Raw genomic sequence first — 26926 nt, forward strand, 5'->3', positions numbered from 1 at the left:
GTCGCCGGCGAGGAGCCCCGCGCGCGCCGCCGGTCCGCCATCCTGCATCTCGCGAATCCTCAGGATGAGCGTGCAGTTCTTCCAGTCTTCCGAAGTCTCCCAGCCGCAGTTGTAGCGTTCCTCGACCCGCACCCCGATCCAGCCGGCGGACTCGGCCGTCCCGGCCTCCTGCGCGGCGCCGGCGAGGGCGGCGAACGGAAGGGCGCCCAGAGCCAGGCACGAAGCCAGCGGCGTGATCGGCCGCGCGCGGGGCGAGGTCACCAGGTTCGCGTCCCGCTGGCGCGACCGAGATCCTCCGCGAGCCGGTCGCGCGTCTCCACGAGTTCCAGCAGATAGGCGCTGGCGAACGGGTCGTCGGGACTCGTCTCGAGGCGGTCGCGCAGTGCCCGAATATATCCCTCCACCGTCGCCAGTCTCTGCGCCATCTCCAAGGGATCTCCCTCCCTCGGCCCGCCTTCCGAAGCGGGACCCGTCCCCCCCGCTCCGACCTGTCTGAGCGGCGACCGCAGCGATTCCATCCGGCTGAGCCCGTCCACGAGGGCGCGACCGTCATCGGTGGATACGACGGCCGGGAGATCCGCGAGATCCGCGGCCGGCAAGTTCGCGGACCGCCCGCCCGTGAACTGCAGACCGGCGATCACGCCGCCGGCGAACAACACGAGGGCGGCGGCGGCCTGGAGCGGTCCCGGAACGAAGAGACGGCCGGCGAGACCTCCTCCCAGCCCGCGGACGCCGACACGCGTCTCGTCGGCATCGAGCGCGGCTTCGATGGCGGCCCACTGCCCGGCCGGCGCCTTCTCATCCGGAAGCGCGGACAGCGCCATGCGCATCCGGCTCAATCTTTCGAACTCCGCCTGACACTCCCTGCACGTCTCGAGGTGGGCCCGGCAATCCCGGTCCGCCCACGGCTCGTCGAGCAGTGCCGAGATTCGCTCGGCCTCCATGTGGTTCGCCATCTCTTCTATCCCTCTCAGAGGCCCGCTTCGCCCCGCGCACCGCCGTCCCCGGAATCCTCCGGAGCGATGAGCTTCCGCATGCGCGCCCGCGCCTTGTGCAACTGCGACTTCGACGTGCCGGGCGAACACCCCAGAGCCTCGGCGATGTCGTTGTGCGTCCAGCCCTCCACGTCGTGCAGCACGAGGACCCTCCGGTACCCCGGCGGCAACTGGTCCAGCGCCTTCGTCAGCACCCGCCGCGTCACGATCACGTCGTCGTGCGCCCGCGCCACGCGCGGAAGCTCCGCAGCGGATTCCACCGGTCGCCGCTTCGACGACCGGCGCAGCCGGTTGAGCGCCACGTTCGTCGCCAACCGGTAGAGCCACGTGCCGAAGGCCGCGTCGCCCCGGAAGAGGTGGAGTTTCTCGAACGCGCGGATCCACGCTTCCTGGGAGAGGTCCTCCGCGAGGTGATCGTCGCCCACGAGGCGGCGGATCACGGTGTAGACGCGCCGCGCGTGGAGCTCGTACAACTCTCCCATCGCGGATCGCTCTCCCGCCTTCGCGCAGGCGATCAGGTCGCGTTCTTCCACGTCATCCCTCTGAAGGTCACCTTCTGGATCCACCGCTTTGATGCGCGGTTCAGCCCCCGGGTTGCCCGCTCTCGGCTGCCCGGGCCCCGTCGGCCGCGCCATCGGCCGCGAGCAGTACGGCGTAGATCAGCAGCCCGAGCAGGATGCCCGCGAGGGCGTCGGCCGCATAATGGAAGCGACCGTACACCGTCCCGGCAGTCAACGCGAGTTCCGGGATGATGAGGAGCCAGAACCAGCGCCGATCCTCGCGCCCGGCGGCCATGACCCCGGCCAGGGAGGCGGCGATGTGGGAACTGGGGAAGGCCGTGCCCTTCGACGAGCCGGCCTCCAGGATCCCGTGCACGATCCCGAACAGCGTACCCTCGCCGATCTCGCCGCCGATTTGCGCGAACTCGTATCGGGGGCCGGCGACGGGGAAGAACATGAAGACGAGATAGGAGACGAAGAAGGCGGCGGCCACGGCGAGGGCGGTGCGCTGCATGGCCTCGACCCCCCGCGTCGCGAACACGCCCAGGATGGCAGCGGGGATGATGGCGTAGTAGCCGAAATAGCCCAGATGCAACACCTCGGAGACGGGGAGCCAGGGGAGCCACGCGCTGAGGTCGATGCTCGGCTGTCCGCCGAACATGGCGGCGTCCCACGCCTGCACCGTGGCGTCGAAATACCGCTGCGTGAGAAAGCGGTTGAGGACCGAGAGTTCCGCATACAGGAGGGGCGTGAGGAGCACGGCGTATGCGCCCCGCGCGATTGCGGCGAGGCCGGCGCGGGGGTGCCAGGCCGCAAGACGCGTGATCCCGAAGACGGCGATCGCGTGGGCCGCCGCGATGCCCGCGCCGGACAGGCCGCCGAACGCCAGCGATATGAGGCCCGTGCATCCGAAGTAGCCGATGGCGACGCGATCGACGGGCAGGAGCCCTCCGCCGCGGCCGCCGCTCACAGCCAGCCCATGCGGCGATACCACTCGGCAGTGCGCGCGAGCCCCTCTTCGATGCCGATCCTCGGACGCCAGGGGTCGAGAACCCTTCGGCTCAACTCGATGTCGCAGGTCCAGGCGTACGCGGACAGGTCCCGCGCCCGTCTCCGGTCGAAGGCCGGGGCCTTCCCCGTCAGGCGGCCCGCGAGTTCCGACAGCGCTCCGGCGGCGAGAAAGAGCGCCGGCGGCAGCCGCAGGACGCGGCCGGGACGGTCCACGGCGGCCATCAGCGCGCGCGCCACCGCGCGCCAGGAATGGCGCTCCGCCGCGGCGATGGGAAGCGGGTGCGGCGCCGGCGCCGCCTCGAGGGCTGCGAGCACGGCCGAGACGACATCGGCGACGTACACCGGCTGCAGGGGCGCGTGGCTGCGCGGAATCGCGGTCCACCCCCGCGCCGCCAGTCGGAAGAGCGGCAGCAGATCGGAGTCCCGTGGGCCGTAGACGCCCCCCGGCCTGAGCACGGCGACCTCCATCGCCCCGCGGACCGAGGCGAGCGCCGCCTCGGCTTCGGCTTTCGACCGACCGTACGGGCTCACGGGTCCGTCCGCGCCATCCGGACCGCGGGCGGCGAGGCTGCTGATGAAGATGAACCGCCGCACTCCTGCATCCGCCGCCGCTCTCGCGAGCCGCCGCGTGCCGGCCGCATTCACGGCCATGAACTCCGACTCGTCGCGCGCCCGCGTGAGGGCGCCGCAATGCACGACGGCGGCGCAACCCGCGAGTGCCGCGGCCGCTTCCGGCCTGCCTTCCACCCCGAGGTCGAGTTCGGTCTTCCTCAACTCGAGGCGATCGAGACGCCGCGTGTCGCTCGTGCGCCGCACGCTCGCGGTGACGCGGTGTCCGGCGGCGACGAGGGCCTCGGCGACATGGCCGCCGAGGAACCCGCTTCCCCCGGTCAGAAAGACTGATGCCATGAGTAAAGCGACATAGTAAAGGCCTAGAGCGCCGTTTCGTACAGCCGGTAGGTCCGGTAGATCCTGCCGCCGAGACGCTCGATGGCCTGGTTCATCTTCTGGTTGTCCTCGAGGATCCAGGACTGTTCGGCGGACGTCATCCCGGCTGCGATCCCCTTCCTGAACAGCCAGAGGTAGAGGAGGACATCGACGGCCTTGCCGCGCCACTCCTCGGCAAGTCCCAGGATGATCACGCGCATGCACGTGATTTTCCGCCTGTAGATGAGCGCTTTGAGAATTCCGAAGGGGAAGAGCCGGCCGTTCATCCGGCGCAGCACCTGGTTGAAGTCCGGGAGGGCAAGGGCGAAGCCGGCGGTCTCGCCCTCCGGCGTCTCCGCGAAGAGCGCGAGCTCGGGGTCGAGTATGGGTTTGAGCTCTGCCGCCATGTGATCCATCTCGGCCTCGGTCATGGGGACGAAACCCCAGTTCTTCTCCCACGCCGCGTTGTACAGGCGCTGGACGCGGCCGAGCTCTTCGTCGAAGCGCGACATGTCCAGCGTCTTGATCCGGATGCCGTACCTTCGGGTCACGACCTTCTCGGCGCGGAAGAGGTGCGGCGGCCAATCGCCCTTCTTCATGAGCCAGGCGAAGAGATCCTTGACCTTCCGCAGTCCCGCGGCCTCCATCAGCGCGGGATAGTACGGCGGGTTGTAGGCCATGAGGACGACCGGCGGCCCGGGATCTCCGTCGATGAGCAGGCCGCAGGTCTCGTTGGTCGAGAAGCTCGTGGGACCCCGCATCGCGGTAAGCCCGCGGTCCCGGAGCCAGGCCCGGACCGCGTCGAGCAGCGCCCCGGCCACCCCCGGGTCGTCGACGCACTCGAACCAGCCGAAGAACCCTGTGGACTCATCGTGCACCCGCTCGTGATTCCGGTTCCGGATCGCGCAGATCCGGCCCACGGCCCGGCCGTCGCGCAACGCGAGGTAGGGCTGGACCTCCGAATGCAGGTGGAACGGGTGTTTCGCGGGATCGAAGGCGGCCCGCACGTCCCGTTTCAGCGGGGGCACCCAGTCGGGATCGCCGCGATAGATCGACCACGGCAGGTCGATGAAGCGTTTGAGATCGGCGCGGCTCTCGACGGGGACGACGCGCACGGAGGGAGCGAGACTCGTCATGGTGGGAGGCGCCGGTTCAGACGACGCCGAGCTTCTTCCCCACGCGTTCCACCTGTTCGAGCACGAAATCGAGGTCGTCGTCCGAGTGCGTGGCCATGTAGCTCGTGCGCAGGCGGCAACTCCCCTCGGGAACGGCCGGCGGCACGACCGGGTTCGTGAAGACGCCCGCCTCGAACAGGGCGCGCCAGAACACGAAGGTCTTCTCCATGGGCCCGATAAGAATGGGGACGATCGGGGTCTCGGTCGGTCCGATATCGAACCCGATCGACTTGAAGCCCTCCATCATCCTGTACGTGTTCTTCCAGAGCTGCTCCCGGCGCTCCGGTTCATCGCGGATGATCTCCAGCGCCTTCAGCACGGTGGCGGCGGATGCGGGAGGCATGCTCGCGCTGAACATGAGGGCGCGGGCGTTGTGCTGGAGGTAGTCGATGACGTCGGCGCGGCCCGCCACGAAGCCACCGATCGAGGCGAAGGACTTGGAGAAGGTGCCCAGGATCAGGTCCACCTCGTCGGTGAGCCCCCAGTGCTCGGCGGTCCCGGCTCCGGTCTCGCCCAGAACGCCCACGGCGTGCGCGTCATCCACCAGGATGGCCACGTCGTACTCTCGCCTCAGCTCGACCAGCGTGGGCAGATCCGCGATGTCGCCTTCCATGCTGTACACGCCGTCCACCGCGATAAGCTTGCCGCGCGAGGCCGGCTCGGCCTCGAGCATGCGGCGCAGCGTCGCGAAGTCGTTGTGGTTGAAGCGGCGCGTGCGGCCGAGCCCCAGACGCACGCCGTCCTGGAGGCTGGCATGGTCGAGCTTGTCGATGTAGACCGTGTCCGCGCGACCGATCAACGCGCCCAGCGTGCCCAGATTCGTCTGGTAGCCGGTCGAGAATACGAGCGCGGCCTGCATGCCGGTGAAGTCGGCGAGTTCGGCTTCGAGTTGCTCATGAAGATCGAGGTTGCCGTTGAGGAAGCGGCTGCCCGTATTGCCGCTGCCAAACTTGTTGAGGGCCTCGCGGGCCGCTTCGAGGACGCGCGGATCGTGCGTGAGTCCCATGTAATTGTTGGAGCCCACCATGATCTTGCGAGCGCCGTCGCTGACGACCCACGTGTCGTGAGAGGCCTCGATGGGCATGAAGTACGGATAGAGACCGGCCTCGCGGAGGTCGTGCACGGTCGCTAGTTCACGACACTTGGCAAGGATCGAAGGCGGTTGGACGCGGCTTTTCATTGAGCCCGACCGGGACACCGCAGCTTGGGATGTAGGATTCTGCACGAAGCGAAGCTAAGCGCGAATCGGGACGCCCGGCAAGGAAAAACGGGCCTGGTGGCCCAGTGAAATCGCTCACCTTCCACAGGGAGGAGCAACGTGGTTCGAAACCGGACGTTCGACATCGTCGCCATCGGCGGAGGGACCGCGGGTCTCGTGACGGCGGCCGGGGGCGCGGGGCTGGGTGCGAGCGTGGCCCTGGTCGAGCGCGACCGCCTTGGCGGCGACTGTCTGTGGACCGGCTGCGTGCCTTCCAAGGCGCTCATCGGCTCGGCCCGGGTGGCGCGGCACGTTCGCGACGCGGCCTCGTTCGGCCTCGGGATCCCGCGGCAGGACATCGAAGCCACCGACGTGCTCTCGAGCGTCCGCGATGTCCGCGCGCAGATCGAGCCGCACGACGATCCGGAGCGTTTTCGCGCCATGGGCGTCGATGTGGTCGAGGGGGCGGCGCGCTTCGTGTCGCCGCACGAAGTCGAGGTGGACGGCCGGCGCCTCCGCGCGCGGCGCTTCGTGATCGCCACCGGCTCCAGAGCCGCGGTGCCCCCGATCCCGGGGCTCGAGGAGGCGGGCTACTTCACGCATGCGGAGGCGTTCGACCGGGACACGATCCCCGCCTCGCTCGCGGTGGTCGGCGGCGGGCCGATCGGCGTCGAACTCGCCCAGGCGTATCGCCGTCTCGGGGCCGAGGTCACGGTCGTCGAACTGCTCGACCGGCTCATGGTCCGCGAAGAACCCGAACTCGCGGACCTCCTGACGAACAGGCTGCGGGATGAGGGTATCCGTGTCCGGACGGGCCGTATCGTGACGCGCGTCGACCGCGTCGGAGACCGGCGACGGGTGACGATCGCGCCCCCCGCGGTCGCGGAGGAAGGGCGGAGCGCGGAGGAGCGTGCCGAGACACTTGAAGTCGACGAGGTCCTCGTCGCCGCGGGACGTGCGCCCAACACGGAGGATCTGGGGCTGGACGCGGCGGGGGTCGAGACTGCCGGAGGCTGGGTCACCGTCGACTCCAGGCTTCGCACCTCCAGCAAGCACATCTTCGCGGCCGGCGATGTGACCGGCGGGTTCCTGTTCACGCACGTCGCCGACCACGAAGCGCGCACCGTGGTCCAGAACGCACTCTTCCCCGTGCGCGCGAACATCGACTATCGCGTGATTCCCTGGTGCACTTATACCGACCCCGAACTCGCGCACGTCGGCCTCACCGAGGCCGAGGCCCGCGACCGGCACGGGGCCTCGGTGTCCGCCCATGTCTACGACATCGGGAACCTCGACCGGGCGATCGCCGAACGCGCCGCCATGGGCCGCGTGAAGATCGTCGTCGGAAAGGGAGGCCGGATTCTGGGAGGACACATCCTGGCGCCCGACGCGGGGACGATGATTGCGGAGATCTCGCTCGCCATGAAGGCGGGGGTGAAGCTGGGCACGCTCGCGTCGCTGGTCCATCCGTACCCGACGATGAGCGAGGGCGTGAAGCGTACCGCCGATGCCTACCGCAGGTCGACGCTGACGGGCTGGAGGAAGTCGGCCGTCGACCTCGCGCTCAGGATCGGGCGCGCCCTGCCGCCTTGAGGATCGGGCCCCTCCGGACGGGGCCGGGGTCGATCCGGTTCCTCAGCCGACGCGGTGGCTCCCGGTGTAGATGTTGAATCCCGTCGGCTTCGCGAAGCCGATCAGCGTCATCCCGAACTCTTCGGCCACGTCGACGGCGAGGCTCGAGGGGGCGCCCACGGCCGCGACAATCGGGATTCCGGCGGCGAGCGCCTTCTGCATGATCTCGAAGGAAGCCCGGCCGCTCACGGCCAGCACCGTATCGCCCAGGGGCAGAGCTTCCTGGAGGAATCGGTCGCCGATCACCTTGTCGAGCGCGTTGTGGCGTCCGATGTCCTCGCGCAGGAGGCGCAGTTCACCTGCCGTGTCGAACAGGCCGGCCGCGTGCAGTCCGCCCGTTCGTTCGAACACCGGCTGGCGGCGCCGAAGCGCGCCCGGGAGGGTGCGCACGATCCCGGCCGCCACGGTCGGGCCCTCGGCCGGCACGGGGGCACAGCCGCGGATCTCGATCGCCTCGAGGGAGGCCTTTCCGCAGACGCCGCAACTCGACGTCGTATAGAAGTTCCGGGTCAGCTCCGCCGGGTCGAAGCGCGCCGTCTCGCTCAGATGCGCGGTGACGATATTGTATTCCTGCGTCTCCACGTCGACGCAGTACCGCAGGTCGGCGATATCGGCCCGCTGTCCCAGCAGCCCCTCCGAGAAGAGGAACCCGGCCGTGAGGTCGAAGTCATCTCCCGGCGTGCGCATCGTCACGGCCACCTGGTGTTCTCCTCCGCCCGCGGGCGCGATCCGGATCTCGAGCGGCTCTTCGACCGCGACGGCGTCGCGCCGCCTCCGGCTCGAAGCTTCGGACACGCGATCGATGTCGACGCGGGCGGTGTTCCTTCGGGGCGTAATCATGGACCGAAGTTACGGTGTCGACGCGCGGGTGTCGTGTCCGGGAAACGCGCGAGCTACCGAGAGTGCCTGAGCAGGCGCCCCGCGCGCCGTCGTGCCGGACGCCGAACCGGGCGCCCCCGAGATTGGGGGGGCGACGCCCCGCGCGGATGGAGGTCGTTTGCCGCTATTCGCGTCTGCGGGTAACTATGACGGCATGAACACGCCCTCGGACGCGGAACTCCTCGCGAAGTGGCGGGAGGAGCCCGCTCCTCTGCTCCCCCTGCTGCACGAGTTCCACGAGAGGGACGGACACCTCTCGGAGAACGCCCTGCGCGCCATCTCCGACGACCTGCGGATCCCGATCGCGGATCTCTTCGGTACGGTAACGTTCTATCACCACTTCGCACGGGACGCCGGGGGGTACGCGCGCGCCCGGATCTGCACCGGACCCATCTGTGCCCTGCAGGGGGCGGACGAACTGCTGGCCGAGGTGCCGAACGCGCACGCGATGCCCTGCCCCGGCCGCTGCGACGAACCGATTCCCGTCCTGGACCGGGACCGGGTCCTCTGCGGAACCACGGTCGCTGAGCTCGCCTCTCGACCCTCTCCTCTTCCTCCCGCTCCACACCCGGACGTTGAGGAATGCGTATTCGCGCACATCCGAACTCCCGGACGCGCGACGCTGGCGGGGTATCGGGCGACGGGCGGGTATTCCGGTCTCGAGAACGCCCTCCGCGGGGGGGCCGGCTCGCTGCTCGATGCCATCGACGCGAGCGGCCTGGCGGGGCGGGGCGGCGCCGGCTTCCCGACCGGGCGGAAGTGGCGGGCGGTGGCGGAGGCCGCGGGCGAGCCCAAGACCATCGTCTGCAACGCGGACGAGGGGGAGCCGGGCTGCTTCAAGGACCGGGCGCTGATGGACTACGACCCGCACGCAGTGATCGAAGGGATGATCGCCGCCGGCTTCGCGACGGGCGCCACGCGGGGATTCATCTACCTCCGCTACGAATACCCGGATACGCTGCGCATCCTGGAGACGGCCCTGGAAGAGGCCCGCGGCTCCGGGCTGCTGGGACCGCAAGCCCTCGGGCCCGGGCGACCGTTCGACCTCTGGGTGCGCCGTGGCGCGGGCGCCTACATCTGCGGCGAGGAGACGTCGCTCCTCAACAGCCTGGAGGGCAAGCACCCGTTCCCGCGCAACCGGCCGCCCTTCCCGGTGACGCACGGGTACGAGGACCTTCCCACGGTCGTGAACAACGTCGAGACGCTGGCTTCCGTGCCCCACATCCTCGTGCACGGCGCCGACTGGTATCGGGACCTCGGGATCGGCGACCACGCGGGCACGAAGGTGATCTCGCTCTCCGGGGACGTCACGCGCCCCGGCAACTACGAAGTACCGATGGGCTTCCCGCTGATGACGCTGATCGACGACCTGGCCGGCGGCGTGCCGGGCGGGCGGAAGATCCAGGCGGTGACGATGGCGGGGCTCTCTGGCGGCTTCCTGGCGGGCGAGGCGCTCGACGTCACGCTGGACGAGCCCGACATCCGCTCGAAGGGGTCTTTCCTGGGGGCGGGCGGCATCATGGTGTTCGACGACTCGCGAGACATGATCGAAGTCGCGCATTCCGCCATGGAGTTCTTCGCCGAGGAATCCTGCGGCAAGTGCTTCCCCTGCCGCATCGGCACACAGCGCCTGACGGAGCGCCTGCACGGGGACGGCCCGCCCGACATCGGCGCCTGGATCGATGAGGTGCACGATCTGGGCGACACGATGATGCAGACGAGCGCGTGCGGCCTGGGTCAGGCGGCCCCGCTCATCACGGAGAGCCTGATCCGCTACTTCCCGGATCGCGTCTCGAGGCACGTCACCGAGTCCGCCTAGCGTCGGAGCGTGGGCCGGGCAGACCGGCCGGATTTGTCGCAACGCGCGCGGCGCGTCATGTTAGTGGGCCCGGCAGTTTCCAGCGGTGCGTGATCCTCGCGCCTCCGGAGGTGGGTTTTTGAGCGACAATTCGGGCAACGGCACGGGCTTCGATTTCGAGATCACGCTCGACGGCGAGAAGGTCGGCGTTCGTCGGGGCGAGAGCCTGTACGAGGTCTCCGAGCGGCATCGCAAGGAGATCCCGACGCTGTGCTACGATCCGCGCCTGGAAGCCTTCGGCGGCTGCCGCCTCTGCATCGTGGAACTCGACGGCGCCCGCAACCCGGTCGCCTCCTGCACCATGCGGGCGGAGCCCGGGATGCGGATCACGACCCGTTCGGCGCGGCTCGACATGCACCGCCGCGTGCTCATGGAGATGGTCGCCTCCGAGAACCGCGACACGGATGTCGACCCCCTCTCCGGATACGCTTCGCAGGAGATGGCAGTCCTCCTCGACCGTTACGAGGCCCGGACGGGCCGCTTCGCCGGGGCCACGTCCGGCCGCAGCCGGCCGGACGACGACAACCCCTTCATCCTCCGCGACTACGAGAACTGCATCTCCTGCTACCGCTGCGTGCGGGTGTGCGCCGAGCAGGAGGGAGACTACGCGATCTCGGTCATGAACCGCGGGTTCGAGACGCAGATCACGACGGAGTTCGAGGGCCTGCTGGGGGACTCCGCCTGCACGTTCTGCGGGCAGTGCATCCAGACCTGCCCGACCGGGGCCCTCGCCGACATCAAGGCGCTCGCGAACGCCGACGTGCCGGGCGAGACCGAGAAGACGCGGACCGTCTGCCCGTACTGCGGCGTCGGGTGTTCCGTCGACCTGCTGTCGCGGGGCGACAAGCTGATCGGCGTCCAGCCGGCGATGGATGGACCCGCCAACGAGGGCGCGCTCTGCGTCAAGGGGCAGTTTGCGTTCGACTTCGTGCAGCACCCCGACCGGCTGGCCTATCCGATGGTGCGGGGCGAGGACGGCGAACTCCATGAAACCGACTGGGACACGGCACTCGACCGCGCGGCGGCGGGGTTCACGGCGGCGGTGGAGGATCACGGCCGGCACTCCGTGTACGGCGTCGCCTCCGGACGCGCGCCGCACGAGGCGGCCTACATGATGCAGCGGTTCATCCGAGGCGCGTTCGGTACGAACCAGATCGACAACTGCAGCCGTGCTTGACACGCCCCCACGGTCGCCGGTCTGGCGGCCTCTATCGGACGGGGGGCGATGTCGAATCCGCTCGCGGACATGGATAAGCCCGATGTGATCTTCTGCATCGGGACCAACATGACCGAGTGCCATCCCGTCGCGGCCACCCGCATCAAGCGCGCGGTGGCCCGGGGCGCCAAGCTCATCGTCGCCGATCCTAGGCGTATCGCGCTGGCCGAGATGGCCGACATCTACCTGCCGCTGAGGGTGGGGTCGGACGTCGCCCTGTTGCTCGGCATGGCCCACACGATCGCCCGCGAGGGGCTGATGGACGAGGGCTTTGTGGCCGACCGGACGACGGAAGGCCGGGACTTCGTCGAGCACGTCCTGGAGTACCCGCCGGAATGGGCCGAATCCATCACCGGGGTGGACGCGAAGCTGATCGCGGAGGCGGCGCGCTGGTATGCAAAGGCCGAACGCGGAGCGATCTACTACACGCTCGGGATCACGGAGCACATCTGCGGCGTGGACAACGTGCAGAGCCTCTGCAATCTCGCCCTCATGACCGGCAACGTCGGCCGCGAGGGCACCGGGATCAATCCGATGCGCGGCCAGAACAACATCCAGGGCGCGGGAGACTCTGGGGCGCTGCCGAACAACTACCCCGGCTTCCAGGACGTGCGCGACCCGGCGTACCAGGCGAAGTTCGCCGCCGCCTACGGCCGGGAGGTAGACCTTGAACTGGGTCCCACGAAGGTCACGGCGCTCGATATGTGCGGCGACCGGATCCGCGCCATGATCATCAATGGCGAGAACACCGTCGTGACGGATCCCGACCGGGAGCACTGCGAGCATGCGCTCAGGAGTCTCGACCATCTCGTCGTGATCGACATCTTCCTCACCGAGACGGCGCAGTTGGCCGATGTCGTGCTCCCTGCCACCGCGTGGGCGGAGACGGACGGCGTGTGCTCGAATACGGAGCGGCGCGTTCAGCGCCTCCGGAAGGCGGTGGATCCGCCGGGCGAGGCGAAACCCGACTGGTGGTGCGTGTCGCGCATCGCGCAGCGCATGGGCTTGGAGGGCTTCGAGTTCGAGTCGGCCAAGCAGGTGTTCAACGAGCTCTGCTCCCTTTCGCCGATCTACGCCGGAATCGACTGGGATCTCATCGCGGACGGCGAGTATCACTGGCCGGTGCCGGAGCGGGGCCACCCCGGCACGCCCATCCTTCACGAGGGCGAGTTCGAGAACGGGCGCGGGATCTTCCAGATGATCCGGTACCGGGACCCGGCCGAGACGATCTCGGAGGAATACCCGATCTGGCTTACGACCGGGCGCCGACTTCCGGCCTATCACACGAGAACGCAGACGGGGCGAGCCGCGGGGATCGAATACCTGTTGTCGGAAGAAAGTCTCGAGATGCACCCGGCCGACGTGTCGAAATGGGGTCTCGAGGACGGCGGCTGGGCGATGATGTCGAGCCCGCGCGGCCAGGTCCGGATCAAGGTCGAGGCGAACGACCGATCCCCGCCAGGAACCGTATTCGCGTCATTCAGCTTCAACGATGTACCGGTGAACTTCCTCACCGGAGGCGGCTACGACCCGATCACGCACACGGCCGAGTTGAAGGTCTGCCCCGTGAGGGTCGAACCCGCTTAGGAGCGGGGGGTCCCGCGGCTCCACGGCGCGTCTCCGTACGCGACGATTCTTCCCTCGATCGCCGAGGCCACGCAGGTCAACGGACTTGCCAGGTACACCTGCCCCGGTCCGCTGCGGCCGGGGAAGTTCCGATTGATGGAGCTGATCGTGACCTGCTCCTTCGTCGTCGAGACGCCCGGCCCCGCGTTGATGCAGGCTCCGCAGCCGGGAGCGAGGACGTCGAATCCCGCATCCCGGAGCGCCCGGTCGTGGCCCTGTTCCCGGCTCCACGCCTCCACATCGATGGACCCGTACTGGGCATAGGCGCGGACGGACGCGGGCACGCGCTTCCCCGCCGCCACCGCTTCCCGGGCCACCGCGGCATACATCTCGAAGTCCGCCCGCTTCGCTCCGGTGCAGGACCCGACGAACACGGTATCCAGGCTCACGTCCCCTTCAAGGGCCGAGACGGGCACGCCGTTTCCGGGATCGCCCGGGGTCGCGACCATCGGTTCGATGCCGCTCGCGTCCATCTCGATCGTCGCCGCGTAGTCCGCTCCCTGATCGCTGTACAATCCGTCGCACAGCGCCCGGACCTCGTCCACGGCCAAGCCGCGCCGTCCGGCGATCCACGCCACCGTCTCCGCGTCCGGGGCGATGATGCCGGTGAAGCCCCCGACCTCGGCCGCCATGTTCGTCAGAGTCGCGCGTTCATCGATGGACAGCGCCTTCACGGCCTCTCCCGTGAATTCGATGATGCGTCCGATGGCCTCGCCGTTCTTGACGGTCGGGTGACGCAGCAGTTCGAGGATGAGGTCCTTCGCCACGACGCCGGCGGGCGGCTCGCCCGTGATGTTCACCCGGATCGACTCCGGCACTTCCAGCCGGACGTCGCGCGTCGCCCAGGCGTTGACGATCGCGGACGTCCCTACGCCGAACGCTACGCATCCCAGCGCACCCGAATGCGGGGTGTGAGAATCGCTGCCGATGATGATCTGGCCGGGGAGCGCGTAGCGGTCCTGCACCACGATATGGCAGATCCCCTCGCTCCCCGTGCGGTCCGGCAGTTCGCCGTGCAGGCGCACGCCCTTGGCGGCGGCGAACTTCCGCTGGCGGTCGTGCAGCGCATGGGCCGCGTCGAGCAGGCCGGCCGCCTTCCTCTCCTCCGTGATGACCTCGTCGAGGAACGCGAGGTGGTCCCGGAAGAAGACGATGGACTCGGTATCGTTCAGTCCCGCGTCGCCCGCGAAGTCCTCCCAGAACGTCGACGCCATGGGGGTCACGTACTCGTGGGAGAAGCGAAGGTCGGCCCGGAGGAAGCCCGTGTCCCCCGGTTTCACAGCCGGAACGCCCAGCATGCCCGAGGCCGCGTCGGTGACCCAGTGCCGGGCGATGATCTTCTCCGCAATCGTCTGCGGTCGGTCCGCCGGGGTCGTGATGCCGGGGAGCGTGACGAATCCCTTCAGCCTCGCCACAGCGTAGTCGAGCAGCCCGCCGTACTCGATGATGTCCCGCTGAATGCGTCCCGCGTCTCCGATGAACGCGTCGAGCGGAATTTCCTCCCCGCGCCGGATCTTCCTGATGAGGGAGAAATCCGTCGATGCCAGGAGGCCGATGTTCGCGCAATTCTCCCCGTAGATACGCTCGATGTTCTCCCCGATGACGACGCGGAGGCCCGCGGCGCGCTCGGCATACGGCGAAGCCTCCCGGCTCGACCCCTTCCCCCGCCTCTTTCCGGACACGGAGCACACGAAGCCGCCCTGCCGGATGTCGTTGCGGCCGATCGGGCGCTCGTCGCCGCACAGGAGGCCCACGTACGGGTATTCCCCCAGCTTCTCGTCGAAGTGGTAGCAGACCCAGCCGGGCGTGATCTCATCGGTCGAAATATCGTCGCGCAGAGGGATCGACGGATCCCAGTCGAGATCCTCCCCCGCGAGTTGGCGGCGGATGAGGTCCGGATCTTCGGTCAGAAAGAGGATCCGGCCCTTGAAGCGCACGGTCGGCGGGCGCCTGGCCACCTCGGTCTCGAGCAGATGTTCCAGCATGTTGTACTCCCGCCCGGACCGGGCCAGAAGATCGGGGTGACATTGGTCTGGAATCCGACGACGGCTACGATGTCATTCGGGGATGTCATCCGGGGGATGTTCAGGTGATGCGCGCCCCGGCGCCAGTCGGGAGGTGAAGTCATGCAGCGGGTCCTCGTCGCGGGTGGAACAGGCTTTCTCGGGCGTGCCTTCGTCCGGGGGCTGCACCGTCGCGGGGTGCGGGTTGCCGTGCTGACCCGAAACCCCGCCGGCGCGAGGAGCCTCGGACTCCCGGCGGAATACGTCGAGGGCGATGTGCGTCGGCCCGCCGCGCTCGCACGGGCGATGGACGGCGTGGACGCGGCCATCCTCTCCGTCCAGTTCCCGGGCTATCCGGTGGAGGCGCCCGCCCGCGGCCGGACGTTCATGGAGGTCGACGCCCGCGGCACGGCCGCGCTGGCGGAGGCCGCCGTGGAAGCGGGAGTACGCAAACTCGTCTACCTGTCCGGGGTCGGGGCCGATCCCGGCTCCGCGCGTACCTGGTATCGCGCCAAGGGGCTGGCGGAGGCATCGGTGCGGGAATCGGGCCTCGCCCACGTCATCGTTCGACCCTCATGGGTCTACGGCCCCGAGGACCGGAGCCTCAACCGATTCCTCGCGCTCATTCGCGCGATTCCGTTCGTTTTTCCGCAACTGGGGGACGGCTCCGGGCGGATCACTCCGATACATGTGGATGACCTGGCACACCTCGTGTGCGAGGCGACGCTGGGTTCGGCGGGAGACGGGCTCACTCTGGAGGCGGGTGGCCCGGAAGTCCTGTCGCTGGACGACGTCGTTCGGACGGCCATGAAGGCGCTCGGCCGGCGCCGGGCGATTCTACACATCCCGGAAGGTCTGATTAAGCTGGCCGCCGCCTGCGCGGAGGGTCTCCCCGGCCAGATCCTGTCACGCGATGCCGTGGACTTCGCAACCCAGGATGGGATTGCCGATTCCGATCTGGCCCGCCGCCGGTTTCCGGCGTTTGATCCGCGCGACCTCGCGACGGGATTGGCGGCGTACGTCTTCCGTGCCTGAGCTGCGGATCTTCGCGCATTCGTGAGCCCGACCGGCCTCCCCGGAACGAGGTTCCCGCACGCACCGGAGCACGCGTTGTATCTCTTGCATGTCATTCGACATCGGGCTTAGCTTGCATCGATTTTTCCGGCGACATCGGAGGCCGGGTGCCGCTGGTTGCAGTTGGACGTTCGTGCGTGGTTTGCGTGGCGAATCAGACAGCCCGCGCGTTCCTCGGCAGCCTCACAACTCGCAGGAGGTCGATATGAAGGATGTGTTCAGAAAGCTGGTGTTGGTGGTCGGCGCGATGGCTGCGTTCGCTTTTCTGCCGATCCGGGCCGAGGCCCAGAGTCCCTATTCTCCGATGTTCTGGTCGTTCGAGGGCGGAGTTGGGATGGCCGTCCCGATGGGCGAGATCGCCGATGCCGCCGAGGCGGGTCCGTCCTTCTCGGGTGCGGCATCCTACTTCTTGCGCCCGCGTCTGGCGCTGCGGGTCGAGGGAGCTCTCGACATGCTCGGCACGAAGGGGGCGATCGATCCGAACTTTCAGATCTTCCACTTGACGGGCGGGATCGAGTATCACCTCACGGACCCAATGGGAAACGCAACCGTGGCGGTCGATTTCGGCTTGGGCGCCTCGACGCTCGATTCGGATGCGTTCCTGCTGGAGAACCACCCGCGTCCGGGACTCTATACGGTAGCCCTGGTAAACGGGTCGTATTTCTCCGGCAACGCCGGAATCAAGGCAGGGCTCAACTTCGCTCGCCATGCGGATACGGACGTCCCGATGGTCACGCTCTTCGCCCAACTCGACCTCCGCTACATCATGACGGACGAGGAAGCGACGCACGTGTACGGCGAACTCAATCATGTGCATGGGTTCAGCTCCATAATGGAAATCCCGCTCTCGGTTGGCCTCCGGGTCAACTTCCCATAAGCCGCGAAAAGGAGGAGTAGTCAGGATGCGCCAGAACAGGGTGTGGGTGTCGATGGTTGTGGTGACTCTAGCCTTCCTGTCTGCGGGTTGCATGCAGCTCGTGCGCCAGTGGGAACTCGACCGCGTTATGGAGCCCGTCGACGGGCAGCTCGCGGATCACGAGGCCCGCATCTCAGCTAATACGGCCGCGGTAGAGGCGCTTCAGGGCGACATAGCGGAGTTGCGGAGCGGGCTGGATCGTCTGCGGCAGGAGTTCGGAGGTCACGTCAGCGACGATGACATGCACGGGGCGGGACTCGCTGTTTCCCTGCCGGTGCACTTCGACTTCAACAGCTCCGAAGTGCGGGCCGTCGACCGTCCGATTCTGGACGCGTTCGCGGCCACCATCCTGGGATCCTTCCCTCAGGCCCGGGTCACCGTGGAAGGCTCCGCCGACAGTGCCGGATCCGAGGCGTACAACATGAGGTTGTCCGAGGCGCGCGCCGAGAGCGTGAAGGACTATCTCGTGCAGACCGCCGGGATGAACGCCGACAACATCGGCGTTGCGGCCATGGGTGAGTCGCGCCTCGTGAACCAGGACACCGGCGTCGAAGATCGCCAGACCGGGATCGAGAACCGACGCGCGACGTTCGTTGTCGAGTGGGCCGGACCAGGCTCGAATTAGAACCGGCGATGTCCTGAGTTGCGCTTGACCGCCAAGTTGGAGCGAGGCTCCCGGGTTTCGGCCCGGGAGCTTTTTTTGCCGCATCGCCCGCCTCGGTGGGCCGCGTCGGTCTGATGTCGGGGGGGTCCGGTTCCGAAGGGTATCGTGCCGCCGTCGAGAGCGTCGGACTGTTCTCGAACCTCCGGAGAGCGGTTGTCGCCGTGTCGGGCGCGGCGGCGCTGCGAGTCATGAACGGCCTCGCCTCGAACGATGTGAAGGATGTCCCGTTGGGGCGGGGCGTCTATGCCTTTCTCCTGGATCGCCGCGGCCGCGTCGTCGCCGATGTCCGGATTCTGCCCGTGGCGGGTTTCGAGCGCGACGCCGGGGACGCGGGAGCGGAAACCATCTGGCTGGACGCGCCGCGCGATGCCGTGCCCGCCCTGCTGACTCACCTTCGGAAGTACGTGCCTCCGATGTTTGCTGGGCACCGCGAGACGGACGTTGCCGTTCATACGCTCATCGGACCGCGGGCCGTCGAGGCGCTCGAACACTGGGAAGCGGCTGCGGGAGTCTCGTTTGTGCGGCAGCCCGGCGAACTGGCCCCTCTCGAGGGGACGACCGTATGGATCGACGGCATTCCGGCCCTCGTGGCTTGCCGGGAGGAGATCGAGGGGGCCGGGTTCGACCTGTATGTAGACCACACCGGCCGAGCGGGAGAGGCGCAACGGCTTTCGAGACAGCTGGAGGGTGCCGGCGCGCAGGCGGGTGGGGCCGCCGCCGCCCGCGGAGACTGGGAGATCCTGCGGGTGGAGCGGGGATTGCCGGTTTTCGGGTCCGAACTGGGCGCCGAGCGGCTGGCCCAGGAGGCGGGCCAGGATGAGCGGGCGATCAGCTTCGTCAAGGGGTGCTTCACCGGCCAAGAGGTCGTCGCTCGCATCCATTACCGGGGCCATGTGAACCGCCACCTGCGCGGGCTTCGCTGGACCCCGAACACCCTCCACCAGGCACCCGACCTCGTGGGCGCCGAACTTCGAGTGCCCTCCGAAGCCACTGGCGGCAAGCCGGTCGGCCTCCTCACCTCCGCGGTTCATTCTCCGCGTTTCGGCCCCATCGGCCTCGGCTACGTTCGGCGGGAGATCGCCATCGGTGCGGTGTTGGAGTCGATCGGCCATCCGGGAATCGCGCTGCAGGTCACGGAAGTGCCCTTTACGTGTAAGTAAAGTATGGCGCGCGAGGCGTTGCTGATGCGGACGGCACGCGGTTATTCTTTGCGTCGTGGCTACCTATCTCGAAGCGATTCGACAGGCGATCCGTGAGGAGATGCGGGCGGACGCCAACGTCTTCATCATGGGCGAGGACATTGGCGCCTACGGCGGCGCCTTCAGGATTACGGAAGGGCTGCTCGCGGAATTCGGCGACGATCGCGTCATCGACACTCCGATCAGCGAAGCGGCGATCGTGGGCGCGGCGATCGGGGCGGCGCAGATGGGCCTGAAGCCCGTGTGCGAGATGCAGTTCATCGACTTCATCGCGCCGGCCTTCAACGTGATCGTCAACTTCGCCGCCAAGGTCCGCTACCGGACGGGGGTGGGGGCGGCGCTGGTGATTCGCGGACCCTGCGGCGCGGGGGTGCGCGCGGGGCCCTTTCACTCACAGAACGTCGAGTCGTACTTCGCGAACGTGCCGGGCCTCAAGCTGGTGGCTCCGGCTACAGTGAGGGATGCGAAGGGGCTGCTCAAGGCCGCGATTCGGGACCCTGACCCGGTCCTCTTCTTCGAGCACAAGTACCTGTATCGAAGACTTCGAGAGGACCTCGGAGAAGGCGAGGAGTTCCTGACGCCGCTGGGGAAGGCCCGAACGCACCGCGGAGGAACGGACCTCACGCTGGTCACGTATGGCGTCACGGTCCATACTGCGCACGAGGCTGCGGAGCAGCTCGCGGCAGAGGATGGGGCGGAGATCGAGATTATCGATCTGAGGACGCTGCAGCCGCTCGATAGCGCCGCGATCCTCGAGAGCGTGAAGAAGACGGGGAGACTTCTCGTCCTGCACGAAGCGCCGCGGTTCGGCGGCTTCGGCGGCGAGGTGGCGGCGTTGGTTTGCGAGCGCGCGTTCGAGTGGCTTGACGCTCCGATTCGGAGGGTGGCCGCACTCGACACGCCGGTGCCGTACGCTGCCGAGCTGGAGGAGGCGCATCTACCCCAGGTGGCGGACATCGTCTCGATGGCCCGCCTGCAACTGAGTTACTGAACCCACGCGGCTGTACGCCGGAGAAGGACACCTATGTCCAAAGTGGATGTCATCATGCCGCAGATGGGAGAGTCCATCGCGGAGGGGACGCTGACGCGCTGGCTCAAGAATGTCGGGGATGCGGTCGAGCGTGACGAGGATCTGTTCGAGATATCCACGGACAAGGTGGACGCGGACATTCCGTCGCCGGCGGCGGGGGTGCTGGCCGAAGTTCTCGTGCAGGACGGGGAGACGGTCGAAATCGACACGGTCGTGGCCCGCATCGAGACCGATGCGACGGTCGCGGCACCCGCCGCACCCCCGGTACCCCCGGCCGATCCGCCGACGGACGCGAGAGCTGTAGCACCCATGGCGTCAACCGCGGCGCCGGCGACGGCGCCCACGGGTCCGCAGGCCGCCGCCACGCCCGTATCCCCGGGCCCGGCGGCCGAGGGGTCGCCCGCCAGTCGCGATGAGCGCCTAAGGACTCGGTCGACTCCGCTCGTGCGAAAGATCGCCGCGGAACACGGTGTCGACATCCACCAGGTGCCCGGGACCGGCACCTCCGGCCGCGTGACCCGGGATGACATTCTTGCGTTCATCTCGGCCGGCGGGCCGGAGGCTGCGTCCGCGTCGGTGCCCGCTCCCGCGTCGGTGCCCGCTCCCGCGTCGGCACCCGCCCCCGCTGCGGCGCCCTCCGCGACCCCATCGCCGGTCCCGGCCTCCGACGTCAAGGCGTCGGAGCCGGCGCTCCCCGAGACATCGGCGCCCGGGCCGGCGGCGCCCGGCACGCTCCGGATCCCTATCCACGGGGCCACCCTGGATGTGCGGCTCGGCTCCGTGCCGATTCGCGAACGTGACCGCGTCGAGGAGATGAGCAGAGTCCGCCTGCGGACGATGGAACACATGCTCATGTCCAAACGCGTTTCCGCGCACGTGACGTCGGTGACCGAGGTGGACTTCGAGCGGATCGTTCAACTCAGGCGCTCGCTCAAGTCGCGCTTCGCCGATCAGGGCGTGAAGCTCACCTACGGCCCCTTCATCTATCGCGCCGTGATCGAGGCCCTGGGCGAATACCCGATCCTCAACTCGTCCGTCGACGGATCACGAATCGTCTACCACGGCAACATCAATCTCGGGATCGCGGTGGCGATCAACGACGGCCGCGAACTCATCGTGCCCGTGCTCAAGGACGCGGATCAGCTCAGCCTGCTGGGACTCGCACAGCGCTCGAACGAACTCGCCGAGAAGGCTCGCGGCCGGGCGCTCGACTTCGACGACATCCAGGGCGGGACGTTCACGATCACGAACGTGGGGGTCTTCGGAAACCTGTTCGGGACCCCGATCATCAACCAGCCCCAGGTTGCCATCCTCGGAACCGGCGTGATCGAGAAGCGTCCCGTCGTTGTGCAGGACAACCTCGGTAACGATGTGATCGCGATCCGCCACCGGGCCTACTTCGGTCTTTCCTACGACCATCGCGTGGTTGACGGCGCCATGGCGGCGTTCTTCCTCAATCGGGTCCAGGAATACCTTGAAGGTTTCCCGGACGACGCCGCTTGACAGTCATCCTGACGGCCCGGTAGGCTGGCCGCGGCCCGCCCCCACTCCACGAAGAGTCGACGAAAGACCATGGAAAGCTCGGTCGCGGTTCGAGATCGCGGGTTCGGCAAGACCCTCCGCAGGGATCGCTGGTGGGTGCCGCCCCTGAGCGTAGCGGTGGGGCTCGGCCTCTTCGGAGGCTACGCCACCTGGGCGGTTCTGCAGGGCGGCAACTATTTCGCCGACCCTTACCTGTCGCCCCTGTACTCGCCGTGCATCGCCGCGAGCTGCCCGGAACAGATCCGCCTGTTCGGAATCGAGTGGTGGCCGTTCTCTCCGGCCATACTGATGATGGGCGTGATCCTCGGGTTCCGCGGGACGTGCTACTACTACCGGAAGGCGTACTACCGCGCCTATCTCCTCGACCCGCCCGCCTGCGCGGTGGGCGAGTTCCGCGGCGACAGGTATGCGGGCGAGACGCGACTGCCGTGGGTCCTTCAGAACCTTCATCGCTACTTCCTGTACGCGTCGATCATCATCTGGCTCTTCCTGACGTACGACACGATTCACGGGTTCTTCTTCGAGGACGGCTTCGGCGTCGGGGTCGGATCCATCGTCCTGCTGATCAACCTCGTGCTGCTGTCCGGGTATTGGTTCGGCTGCCACTCCCTCCGCCATCTCATCGGCGGCGACATCGATTGCTATTCCTGCGCGCTGGCGGGTAAGGCTCGCCACAAGGCGTGGAAAGGCGTGAGCTGGTTCAACAAGCGACACATGAGCTGGGCCTGGTTCAGCCTGGTCTTCGTGTGCATGACGGATCTGTACATCCGGCTGGTGGCGATGCGGGTGTTCGAGGATCCCCGACTCTTCTGAACCCAACAGAGCACAGCGGACTTTTCATGGAGATTTCAGAACGCCACGAGCATGACGTCCTCGTGATCGGAGCCGGAGGCGCCGGGCTCCGCGCGGCGATCGCGGCCATCGAGGCTGGCGTATCCGTGGGACTCGTCGGCAAGTCGCTGCTCGGCAAGGCGCACACGGTCATGGCCGAGGGCGGGATGGCGGCCGCGCTCGGCAACAACCGCCCCGAAGACAATTGGCGGGTCCATTTCCGCGACACGATGCGGGGCGGCAAGGGGTTGTGCGACTGGCGGATGGCCAGGGCGCACGCCGCGGAGGCGCCGGATCGCGTAAGAGAGCTCGAGGCCTGGGGCGCCCTCTTCGACCGGGCGGAGGACGGGCGCATGAACCAGCGTCCGTTCGGGGGGCACACCTACGGCAGGCTGGCGCACGTCGGCGACCGGACGGGGCTGGAGATGATCCGGACGCTTCAGGATCATGCCGTGCACGAAGGGGCCGACGTCTTCATGGAGTGCACGGTGTTCCGGTTGATCCTCGTGGATGGCCGAGTGGCCGGAGCACTCGCGTATTGGCGTCCGACGGGCGAATTCGTGCTCTTCCGCGCCCGGACGATCATCCTCGCCACAGGCGGACTGGGCAAGGCCTGGAAGGTGACGTCCAATTCCTGGGAGTGCACCGGCGACGGGGTGGCGCTCGCCTACGACGCAGGGGCCCAACTCATGGGGATGGAGTTCGTTCAGTTCCACCCCACGGGCATGGTGTGGCCGCCCAGCGTGCGCGGCACGCTCGTCACGGAGGGCGTCCGGGGCGAGGGAGGCGTTCTCACGAATGGGGATGGCGAGCGATTCATGTTCCGATACGTCCCCGAGATGTTCGAGGGGGACTACGCGGAGAGCGAGGAGGAGGCCGACCGCTGGGTGGAAGGGGACCGCGTGGCCAACCGCCGCCCGCCGGAACTGCTCACTCGGGATGTCGTGGCAAAGGCGATCGTCGCGGAGGTGGAGGCGGGGCGGGGGAGTCCGCACGGCGGCGTCTTCCTCAATATCTCGGATAAGCGGAGTCCCGAGTACATCAAGGCCAAGCTCCCGAGCATGTATCACCAGTTCAAGGAACTCGCGGGCGTCGACATCACGACCGACGCGATGGAGGTCGGGCCGACGACCCACTACGCGATGGGGGGAGTGAAGGTGCACCCGGAGACGGCGGCGACCTGCGTTCCCGGGCTCTACGCGGCGGGTGAGGTGGCCGCGGGCCTCCACGGCGGCAATCGCCTCGGGGGCAATTCGCTCTCCGACCTTATCGTGTTCGGGCAGCGCGCCGGCGCCGCGGCCGCCGAAGAGGCGAGAGACGTGTCCTTCACCGAGATCCCGGCATCCGAACTGTCCGCGGCCGTCGCGGGCGCGACGGCGCCCTTCGCGCGCGAGGGGGGACGCAATCCCTTCGGCCTGCAGGAGGAATTGCAGCAGATCATGCAGGACAAGGTCGGAATCGCCCGTACGGAGGGCGCGCTGCGCGAGGCCCTCGAGGACATCCACCGACTGCGCGGGGCGCTCGACTCGTGCGCGGTCCGCGGAGGGCGGGCCTTCAACCCCGGCTGGCACACCTGGCTCGACCTCCACGTCATGCTCACCGTGGCCGAGGCGGTCGTCCTCTCGGCGCTCGAGCGACGGGAGAGCCGCGGCGCGCATACCCGAATCGACTTTCCGGACTCCGACGCCGCGCTCGGGCGGGTCAATCTTGTCATCCGATCGTCCGACGGACGGATGGTGACCGACACCGAACCGGTATCGGAGCCGCCAGCCGAACTGAGGCAGCTCATCGAGGAAGGGGTGTAGCGAGGTGGCGGAACGAACTTTCCAGGTCTACCGCGGATCCGACGACGACGGGCGGCTCGAATCCTATACGATCGAGGTCGATCAGGGCATGGTCGTGCTAGACGCCATCCACCGCATCCAGGCGGAGCACGCGCCGGACCTCGCGGTGCGCTGGAACTGCAAAGCCGGCAAGTGTGGATCCTGCGGGTGCGAGGTCAACGGCCGGCCTCGCCTCACGTGCATGACTCGACTCTCCGACTACGAGGAGAGCGAATCGATCACGGTCACGCCGATGAAGGCCTTTCCCGTCGTCAAGGACCTCGTCGCCGACGTCTCCCAGGGGTACCGAAACAACGCCACCATCCCACGTTTTCGGCCGCGTCCCCGCGATGCCGAGGACGGCTGGCGTATGAAGCAGTTCGAGATCGAGAGGGCTCAGGAAATGAGGAAGTGCATCGAGTGCTTCCTCTGCCAGGATGTGTGTCACGTCCTCCGTTCACACCGAAAGCACGCGGAGTTCATCGGCCCCACGTACCTGGTGAGAACCGCCGGATACAGTCTGAACCCCATCGACGTGGAGGATCGGAGCGCGTTTCTCAAGGAGTCGGGCGGCATCGGGTTCTGCAACATCACGAAGTGCTGCACGGAGGTATGCCCGGAGAGTATCTCCATCACGGACAACGCCATCATCCCCCTGAAGGAACGGGTCGTCGACCGCTTCTACGACCCCCTGAAGGCGCTCGTGAGGCTCGTGCGGAGACGCTAGCGTAGTGTCGCCTACCCTTGGCCGAAGTCCTCGACGTTCAGCACACGCATCCCGGCAATCCGGCGGAGTCCCGAGCCCGACGTGAGGTACACCTCGGCGTCCGAAACGAGCGCCGTCGCAATCTGCAGGGCCCGTTCCGACCGACCTCCGAGCCGCGCTCGTACTTCGGCGGCCTGAATGGCGATTTCGGGGCTGGCCGGTACGATGCCCAATCGAGGGTAGAGCCGCATGTACCGCGCCACGTCGCCCGCCAATGTCGGCTCTCCCTGCCGGTAGACTTCCACGAGGACCTGGTACAGAGTCAGGCTCGACGTCTGGGCCTTGACCGCGCCGCTCGCGATGCCCGAGAAGGTGAGTTCCGTTTGTCTCGTCGGACCCGTGCCGGTCAGGTGAAGCGCGAATACGCGAGCGTCGACGTGGACGAGACCGGCCCGGGCGAGACGCTCCTCGAGACCTGCGGGGCGCCCGTCGTCCGCCATTCAGGCGTCCTCGAGCTCGATCCAGAGATCCCCGGCATCGACGACATCCCGGAGCACGCCCCGCAGCCGATCATCCTGCTCGGGCGGCAGCTTTTCCATCCTCACGGTGTCACCATCCACCGACACCGAGAGCCGGTCGCCGGGCCTGAGGCGGAGCGCCTCGCGCGCGACTTTTGGCACCACGATCTGGTTCTTGCTGCTCATCTTTACGGAAACCACCATACGGCCAACCTTAGCGCTTTACCGTATCGCTTGGCAAGCGGAGGGTCCGCAGCGGGATGGGGAGGGGCAGGTGCTGGATCGGGGTCGAAAGATCAGGTCAGTTGAACAACCAGACCATCACGATGTAGGCGAGATAGAGGAGCAGGAGCAGCCCTCCCTCCGCCCTCTGCACAGTGCCGCGGTGCAGGGCGAGGGGGATGAGGATGACGGAGAAGGCCAGGGCCGGAAGCACATAGCCGACGACGATCGTCGGATGGAGCACGAGCGGGCGAACGAGCGCAGCCGTCCCGAGCACAAGGCCGAGATTGAACACGTTCGAGCCGATCACGTTTCCGATCGCAATGTCTCCCATGCGCCTGAAGGCGGCCACCAGCGTGGAGGCCAATTCCGGCAGTGAAGTGCCGACCGCGATCATGGTGGCGGCGATCACCGCCTCCGGAACGGCCAGCGACCGGGCGATCCCCTCGGCGCCCTCCAGCAGCCAGCGCGCCCCGTACGTAAGGCAGGGCAGGCCGATGCCGATCCGCACGAGCGACCACCAGACTCCCGGCGCTGCGATGTCGGTCCTTGGCGGCTCGGGTCCGGCGGCCGGCGGAGGTGCGTCCGGATCGGGAGCGCGATCCGTCTTCCCGAACAGGCCCACGCGTTCCCACTTCAGGAGAAAGAACAGGTAGAGCGCCCAGCCGAAGACGAGCACGAGTCCGTCGAGGCGTCCGACGGCATCGTTGAGCGACAGCACCATCACGAGAGATAGAACGACGATGACGAGCGGCGTCTCGCGCACGATGACCCGGCGGTGGACCTCGATCGGCCGAATCAGGGCGCCGACGCCCACGATCAAGCCTACGTTCGCGGCCGTGGAACCCATGATGTTGCCAACGGCGACGTCCGCGTCGCCCTCCAGCGACGCAAGTGCGCTGACGACCAATTCCGGGGCCGAGGTACCGAAGGCGACCACGGTCAGGCCGACGACGAGCGGGCTGACTCCGAATCTCTGCGCGAGGCCGGCGGCGCCGCGAACGAGCCAGTCCGCGCCGAGCGTCAGGGGCAGGAACGCGAAGGCGAAGAGGAGCGTGTTCCTCATCCGCGATTACGGGATTCCGTCAAACGGATCGCCCGCACGGCACGGCGCGACCCCCGCGGTCGGGAGGCCGGGCGGGCGGAAGCCCCGCTTCAGCTGGGCCCGGCCGCCCGCTGACGCTTCTGCGGCTGGATCGAGGGGGCCGCGCCCTTGCGCGGAGAAGCGGTCGGCTTCTCGTCCGCTGTCTTCGTCGTCATATGGAGACGACCCTCGATCTGGCCGCCCTCTTCGAGCTTCACCCGGCGGCTCCGGATGTCGCCCTCGATTCTGCAGGTTTCCTGCAGTTCCACGCGACTGGCTCCGACAACGGTCCCCACC

The 26926-nt window shown here is 67.9% G+C and carries 25 protein-coding genes and 1 pseudogene; 13 read left to right on the plus strand and 13 right to left on the minus strand.

The genetic code is table 11. The annotated features are described in order from the left end of the window. The 7 genes from OXN85_12595 to OXN85_12625 all read right to left on the minus strand — a co-directional run. Positions 1–261 (minus strand): hypothetical protein (locus tag OXN85_12595; GenBank protein MCY3600797.1); only part of this gene is annotated, 261 nt, incomplete at its 3' end. Beyond that, on the minus strand, positions 258–956 hold the full coding sequence (locus OXN85_12600; GenBank protein MCY3600798.1) for a hypothetical protein: 699 nt from the start codon (positions 954–956) through the stop codon (positions 258–260). The genes OXN85_12600 and OXN85_12595, both read right to left, overlap by 4 nt. A 14-nt stretch (positions 957–970) precedes the next feature. After that, entirely contained in the window at positions 971–1528 is a 558-nt protein-coding gene (locus OXN85_12605) for a sigma-70 family RNA polymerase sigma factor (GenBank protein MCY3600799.1), read from the minus strand. Between the two features lie 49 nt (positions 1529–1577). Beyond that, a complete protein-coding gene (locus tag OXN85_12610; GenBank protein ID MCY3600800.1) occupies positions 1578–2465 on the minus strand; it encodes a phosphatase PAP2 family protein in 888 nt (295 codons plus the stop codon). After that, the gene (locus OXN85_12615; protein MCY3600801.1) at positions 2462–3415 is read right to left on the minus strand and encodes an NAD-dependent epimerase/dehydratase family protein; all 954 of its coding nucleotides are present in this window, start codon (positions 3413–3415) and stop codon (positions 2462–2464) included. Before OXN85_12615 ends, OXN85_12610 begins: the two co-directional genes overlap by 4 nt. Positions 3416–3438: 23 nt before the next feature. Beyond that, entirely contained in the window at positions 3439–4569 is a 1131-nt protein-coding gene (locus OXN85_12620; protein ID MCY3600802.1) for an N-acetyltransferase, read from the minus strand. Positions 4570–4585: 16 nt separating this feature from the next. Continuing rightward, positions 4586–5731: an aminotransferase class I/II-fold pyridoxal phosphate-dependent enzyme gene (locus tag OXN85_12625; GenBank protein ID MCY3600803.1), complete on the minus strand. Its 1146-nt coding sequence runs from the start codon at positions 5729–5731 to the stop codon at positions 4586–4588. Positions 5732–5926: 195 nt separating this feature from the next. Between OXN85_12625 and OXN85_12630 the strand changes: the two genes are divergently transcribed. Beyond that, positions 5927–7399: an FAD-dependent oxidoreductase gene (locus OXN85_12630; protein MCY3600804.1), complete on the plus strand. Its 1473-nt coding sequence runs from the start codon at positions 5927–5929 to the stop codon at positions 7397–7399. A 42-nt stretch (positions 7400–7441) separates the two neighbouring features. Here the strand turns inward: OXN85_12630 and fdhD are convergent, their stop codons facing one another. Further along, positions 7442–8278, minus strand: coding sequence for a formate dehydrogenase accessory sulfurtransferase FdhD (gene fdhD, locus OXN85_12635; GenBank protein MCY3600805.1), 837 nt, complete (start codon positions 8276–8278; stop codon positions 7442–7444). A gap of 193 nt (positions 8279–8471) precedes the next feature. On the opposite strand from fdhD, the gene OXN85_12640 reads away from it, so the two are divergent. From OXN85_12640 to OXN85_12650, 3 genes and pseudogenes are all read left to right on the plus strand, one after another. Further along, positions 8472–10136: an NAD(P)H-dependent oxidoreductase subunit E gene (locus tag OXN85_12640; protein ID MCY3600806.1), complete on the plus strand. Its 1665-nt coding sequence runs from the start codon at positions 8472–8474 to the stop codon at positions 10134–10136. A gap of 85 nt (positions 10137–10221) precedes the next feature. Further along, a pseudogene (locus tag OXN85_12645) lies at positions 10222–12375 on the plus strand (molybdopterin-dependent oxidoreductase). Positions 12376–12588: 213 nt separating this feature from the next. Beyond that, complete coding sequence (locus OXN85_12650; GenBank protein ID MCY3600807.1) at positions 12589–12978, plus strand: hypothetical protein; 390 nt, start codon at positions 12589–12591, stop codon at positions 12976–12978. On the opposite strand, the gene OXN85_12655 is transcribed toward OXN85_12650, so the two are convergent. Further along, positions 12975–15002: an aconitase family protein gene (locus tag OXN85_12655; protein ID MCY3600808.1), complete on the minus strand. Its 2028-nt coding sequence runs from the start codon at positions 15000–15002 to the stop codon at positions 12975–12977. The genes OXN85_12650 and OXN85_12655 overlap by 4 nt on opposite strands. Before the next feature lie 141 nt (positions 15003–15143). On the opposite strand from OXN85_12655, the gene OXN85_12660 reads away from it, so the two are divergent. The 9 genes from OXN85_12660 to OXN85_12700 all read left to right on the plus strand — a co-directional run bounded on the left by OXN85_12660 (position 15144) and on the right by OXN85_12700 (position 24826). Then, on the plus strand, positions 15144–16055 hold the full coding sequence (locus OXN85_12660; protein ID MCY3600809.1) for an NAD(P)H-binding protein: 912 nt from the start codon (positions 15144–15146) through the stop codon (positions 16053–16055). A gap of 88 nt (positions 16056–16143) precedes the next feature. Continuing rightward, positions 16144–16971, plus strand: a complete 828-nt coding sequence (locus OXN85_12665) for a hypothetical protein (protein MCY3600810.1) — start codon at positions 16144–16146, stop codon at positions 16969–16971. 25 nt (positions 16972–16996) lie between these two features. Next, positions 16997–17635 (plus strand): OmpA family protein, encoded by a 639-nt coding sequence (locus tag OXN85_12670; GenBank protein MCY3600811.1) that lies wholly within the window; start codon positions 16997–16999, stop codon positions 17633–17635. A 113-nt stretch (positions 17636–17748) separates the two neighbouring features. Continuing rightward, the gene (locus OXN85_12675) at positions 17749–18834 is read left to right on the plus strand and encodes a hypothetical protein (GenBank protein ID MCY3600812.1); all 1086 of its coding nucleotides are present in this window, start codon (positions 17749–17751) and stop codon (positions 18832–18834) included. A gap of 55 nt (positions 18835–18889) precedes the next feature. After that, positions 18890–19864, plus strand: a complete 975-nt coding sequence (locus OXN85_12680; protein ID MCY3600813.1) for an alpha-ketoacid dehydrogenase subunit beta — start codon at positions 18890–18892, stop codon at positions 19862–19864. Positions 19865–19897: 33 nt separating this feature from the next. Further along, complete coding sequence (locus OXN85_12685; GenBank protein ID MCY3600814.1) at positions 19898–21406, plus strand: dihydrolipoamide acetyltransferase family protein; 1509 nt, start codon at positions 19898–19900, stop codon at positions 21404–21406. A gap of 69 nt (positions 21407–21475) precedes the next feature. Beyond that, on the plus strand, positions 21476–22258 hold the full coding sequence (locus OXN85_12690; GenBank protein ID MCY3600815.1) for a succinate dehydrogenase: 783 nt from the start codon (positions 21476–21478) through the stop codon (positions 22256–22258). Positions 22259–22284: 26 nt separating this feature from the next. Next, positions 22285–24081, plus strand: coding sequence for a fumarate reductase/succinate dehydrogenase flavoprotein subunit (locus tag OXN85_12695; protein ID MCY3600816.1), 1797 nt, complete (start codon positions 22285–22287; stop codon positions 24079–24081). Positions 24082–24085: 4 nt separating this feature from the next. Next, positions 24086–24826, plus strand: a complete 741-nt coding sequence (locus tag OXN85_12700) for a succinate dehydrogenase/fumarate reductase iron-sulfur subunit (GenBank protein ID MCY3600817.1) — start codon at positions 24086–24088, stop codon at positions 24824–24826. Positions 24827–24837: 11 nt separating this feature from the next. Here the strand turns inward: OXN85_12700 and OXN85_12705 are convergent, their stop codons facing one another. The 4 genes from OXN85_12705 to OXN85_12720 all read right to left on the minus strand — a co-directional run. Then, positions 24838–25305 carry a PIN domain-containing protein gene (locus tag OXN85_12705; GenBank protein ID MCY3600818.1) on the minus strand — a complete coding sequence of 156 codons (468 nt, stop codon included), beginning with the start codon at positions 25303–25305 and terminating at the stop codon, positions 24838–24840. Then, positions 25306–25509: an AbrB/MazE/SpoVT family DNA-binding domain-containing protein gene (locus OXN85_12710; GenBank protein MCY3600819.1), complete on the minus strand. Its 204-nt coding sequence runs from the start codon at positions 25507–25509 to the stop codon at positions 25306–25308. It abuts the gene before it with no gap. Between the two features lie 115 nt (positions 25510–25624). Beyond that, positions 25625–26611: a calcium/sodium antiporter gene (locus tag OXN85_12715; protein MCY3600820.1), complete on the minus strand. Its 987-nt coding sequence runs from the start codon at positions 26609–26611 to the stop codon at positions 25625–25627. A gap of 89 nt (positions 26612–26700) precedes the next feature. Beyond that, on the minus strand, positions 26701–26926 hold a 226-nt coding region (locus OXN85_12720), incomplete at its 5' end, for a polymer-forming cytoskeletal protein (protein MCY3600821.1).

Source organism: Candidatus Palauibacter australiensis, from assembly GCA_026705295.1.
In the GTDB taxonomy this organism is placed as follows: domain Bacteria; phylum Gemmatimonadota; class Gemmatimonadetes; order Palauibacterales; family Palauibacteraceae; genus Palauibacter; species Palauibacter australiensis.

Bases quoted from the DNA above. Each gene is read 5' to 3' on its own strand.
- OXN85_12600 (MCY3600798.1), bottom strand. From the start codon at position 956: ATGGCGAACCACATGGAGGCCGAGCGAATCTCGGCACTGCTCGACGAG.
- OXN85_12615 (MCY3600801.1), bottom strand. From the start codon at position 3,415: ATGGCATCAGTCTTTCTGACCGGGGGAAGCGGGTTCCTCGGCGGCCAT.
- OXN85_12620 (MCY3600802.1), bottom strand. From the start codon at position 4,569: ATGACGAGTCTCGCTCCCTCCGTGCGCGTCGTCCCCGTCGAGAGCCGC.
- fdhD (MCY3600805.1), bottom strand. From the start codon at position 8,278: ATGATTACGCCCCGAAGGAACACCGCCCGCGTCGACATCGATCGCGTG.
- OXN85_12640 (MCY3600806.1), top strand. From the start codon at position 8,472: ATGAACACGCCCTCGGACGCGGAACTCCTCGCGAAGTGGCGGGAGGAG.
- OXN85_12650 (MCY3600807.1), top strand. From the start codon at position 12,589: ATGATCCGGTACCGGGACCCGGCCGAGACGATCTCGGAGGAATACCCG.
- OXN85_12655 (MCY3600808.1), bottom strand. From the start codon at position 15,002: ATGCTGGAACATCTGCTCGAGACCGAGGTGGCCAGGCGCCCGCCGACC.
- OXN85_12660 (MCY3600809.1), top strand. From the start codon at position 15,144: ATGCAGCGGGTCCTCGTCGCGGGTGGAACAGGCTTTCTCGGGCGTGCC.
- OXN85_12665 (MCY3600810.1), top strand. From the start codon at position 16,144: ATGTCATTCGACATCGGGCTTAGCTTGCATCGATTTTTCCGGCGACAT.
- OXN85_12670 (MCY3600811.1), top strand. From the start codon at position 16,997: ATGCGCCAGAACAGGGTGTGGGTGTCGATGGTTGTGGTGACTCTAGCC.
- OXN85_12675 (MCY3600812.1), top strand. From the start codon at position 17,749: ATGTCGGGGGGGTCCGGTTCCGAAGGGTATCGTGCCGCCGTCGAGAGC.
- OXN85_12685 (MCY3600814.1), top strand. From the start codon at position 19,898: ATGTCCAAAGTGGATGTCATCATGCCGCAGATGGGAGAGTCCATCGCG.
- OXN85_12690 (MCY3600815.1), top strand. From the start codon at position 21,476: ATGGAAAGCTCGGTCGCGGTTCGAGATCGCGGGTTCGGCAAGACCCTC.
- OXN85_12695 (MCY3600816.1), top strand. From the start codon at position 22,285: ATGGAGATTTCAGAACGCCACGAGCATGACGTCCTCGTGATCGGAGCC.
- OXN85_12705 (MCY3600818.1), bottom strand. From the start codon at position 25,305: ATGGCGGACGACGGGCGCCCCGCAGGTCTCGAGGAGCGTCTCGCCCGG.
- OXN85_12710 (MCY3600819.1), bottom strand. From the start codon at position 25,509: ATGAGCAGCAAGAACCAGATCGTGGTGCCAAAAGTCGCGCGCGAGGCG.
- OXN85_12715 (MCY3600820.1), bottom strand. From the start codon at position 26,611: ATGAGGAACACGCTCCTCTTCGCCTTCGCGTTCCTGCCCCTGACGCTC.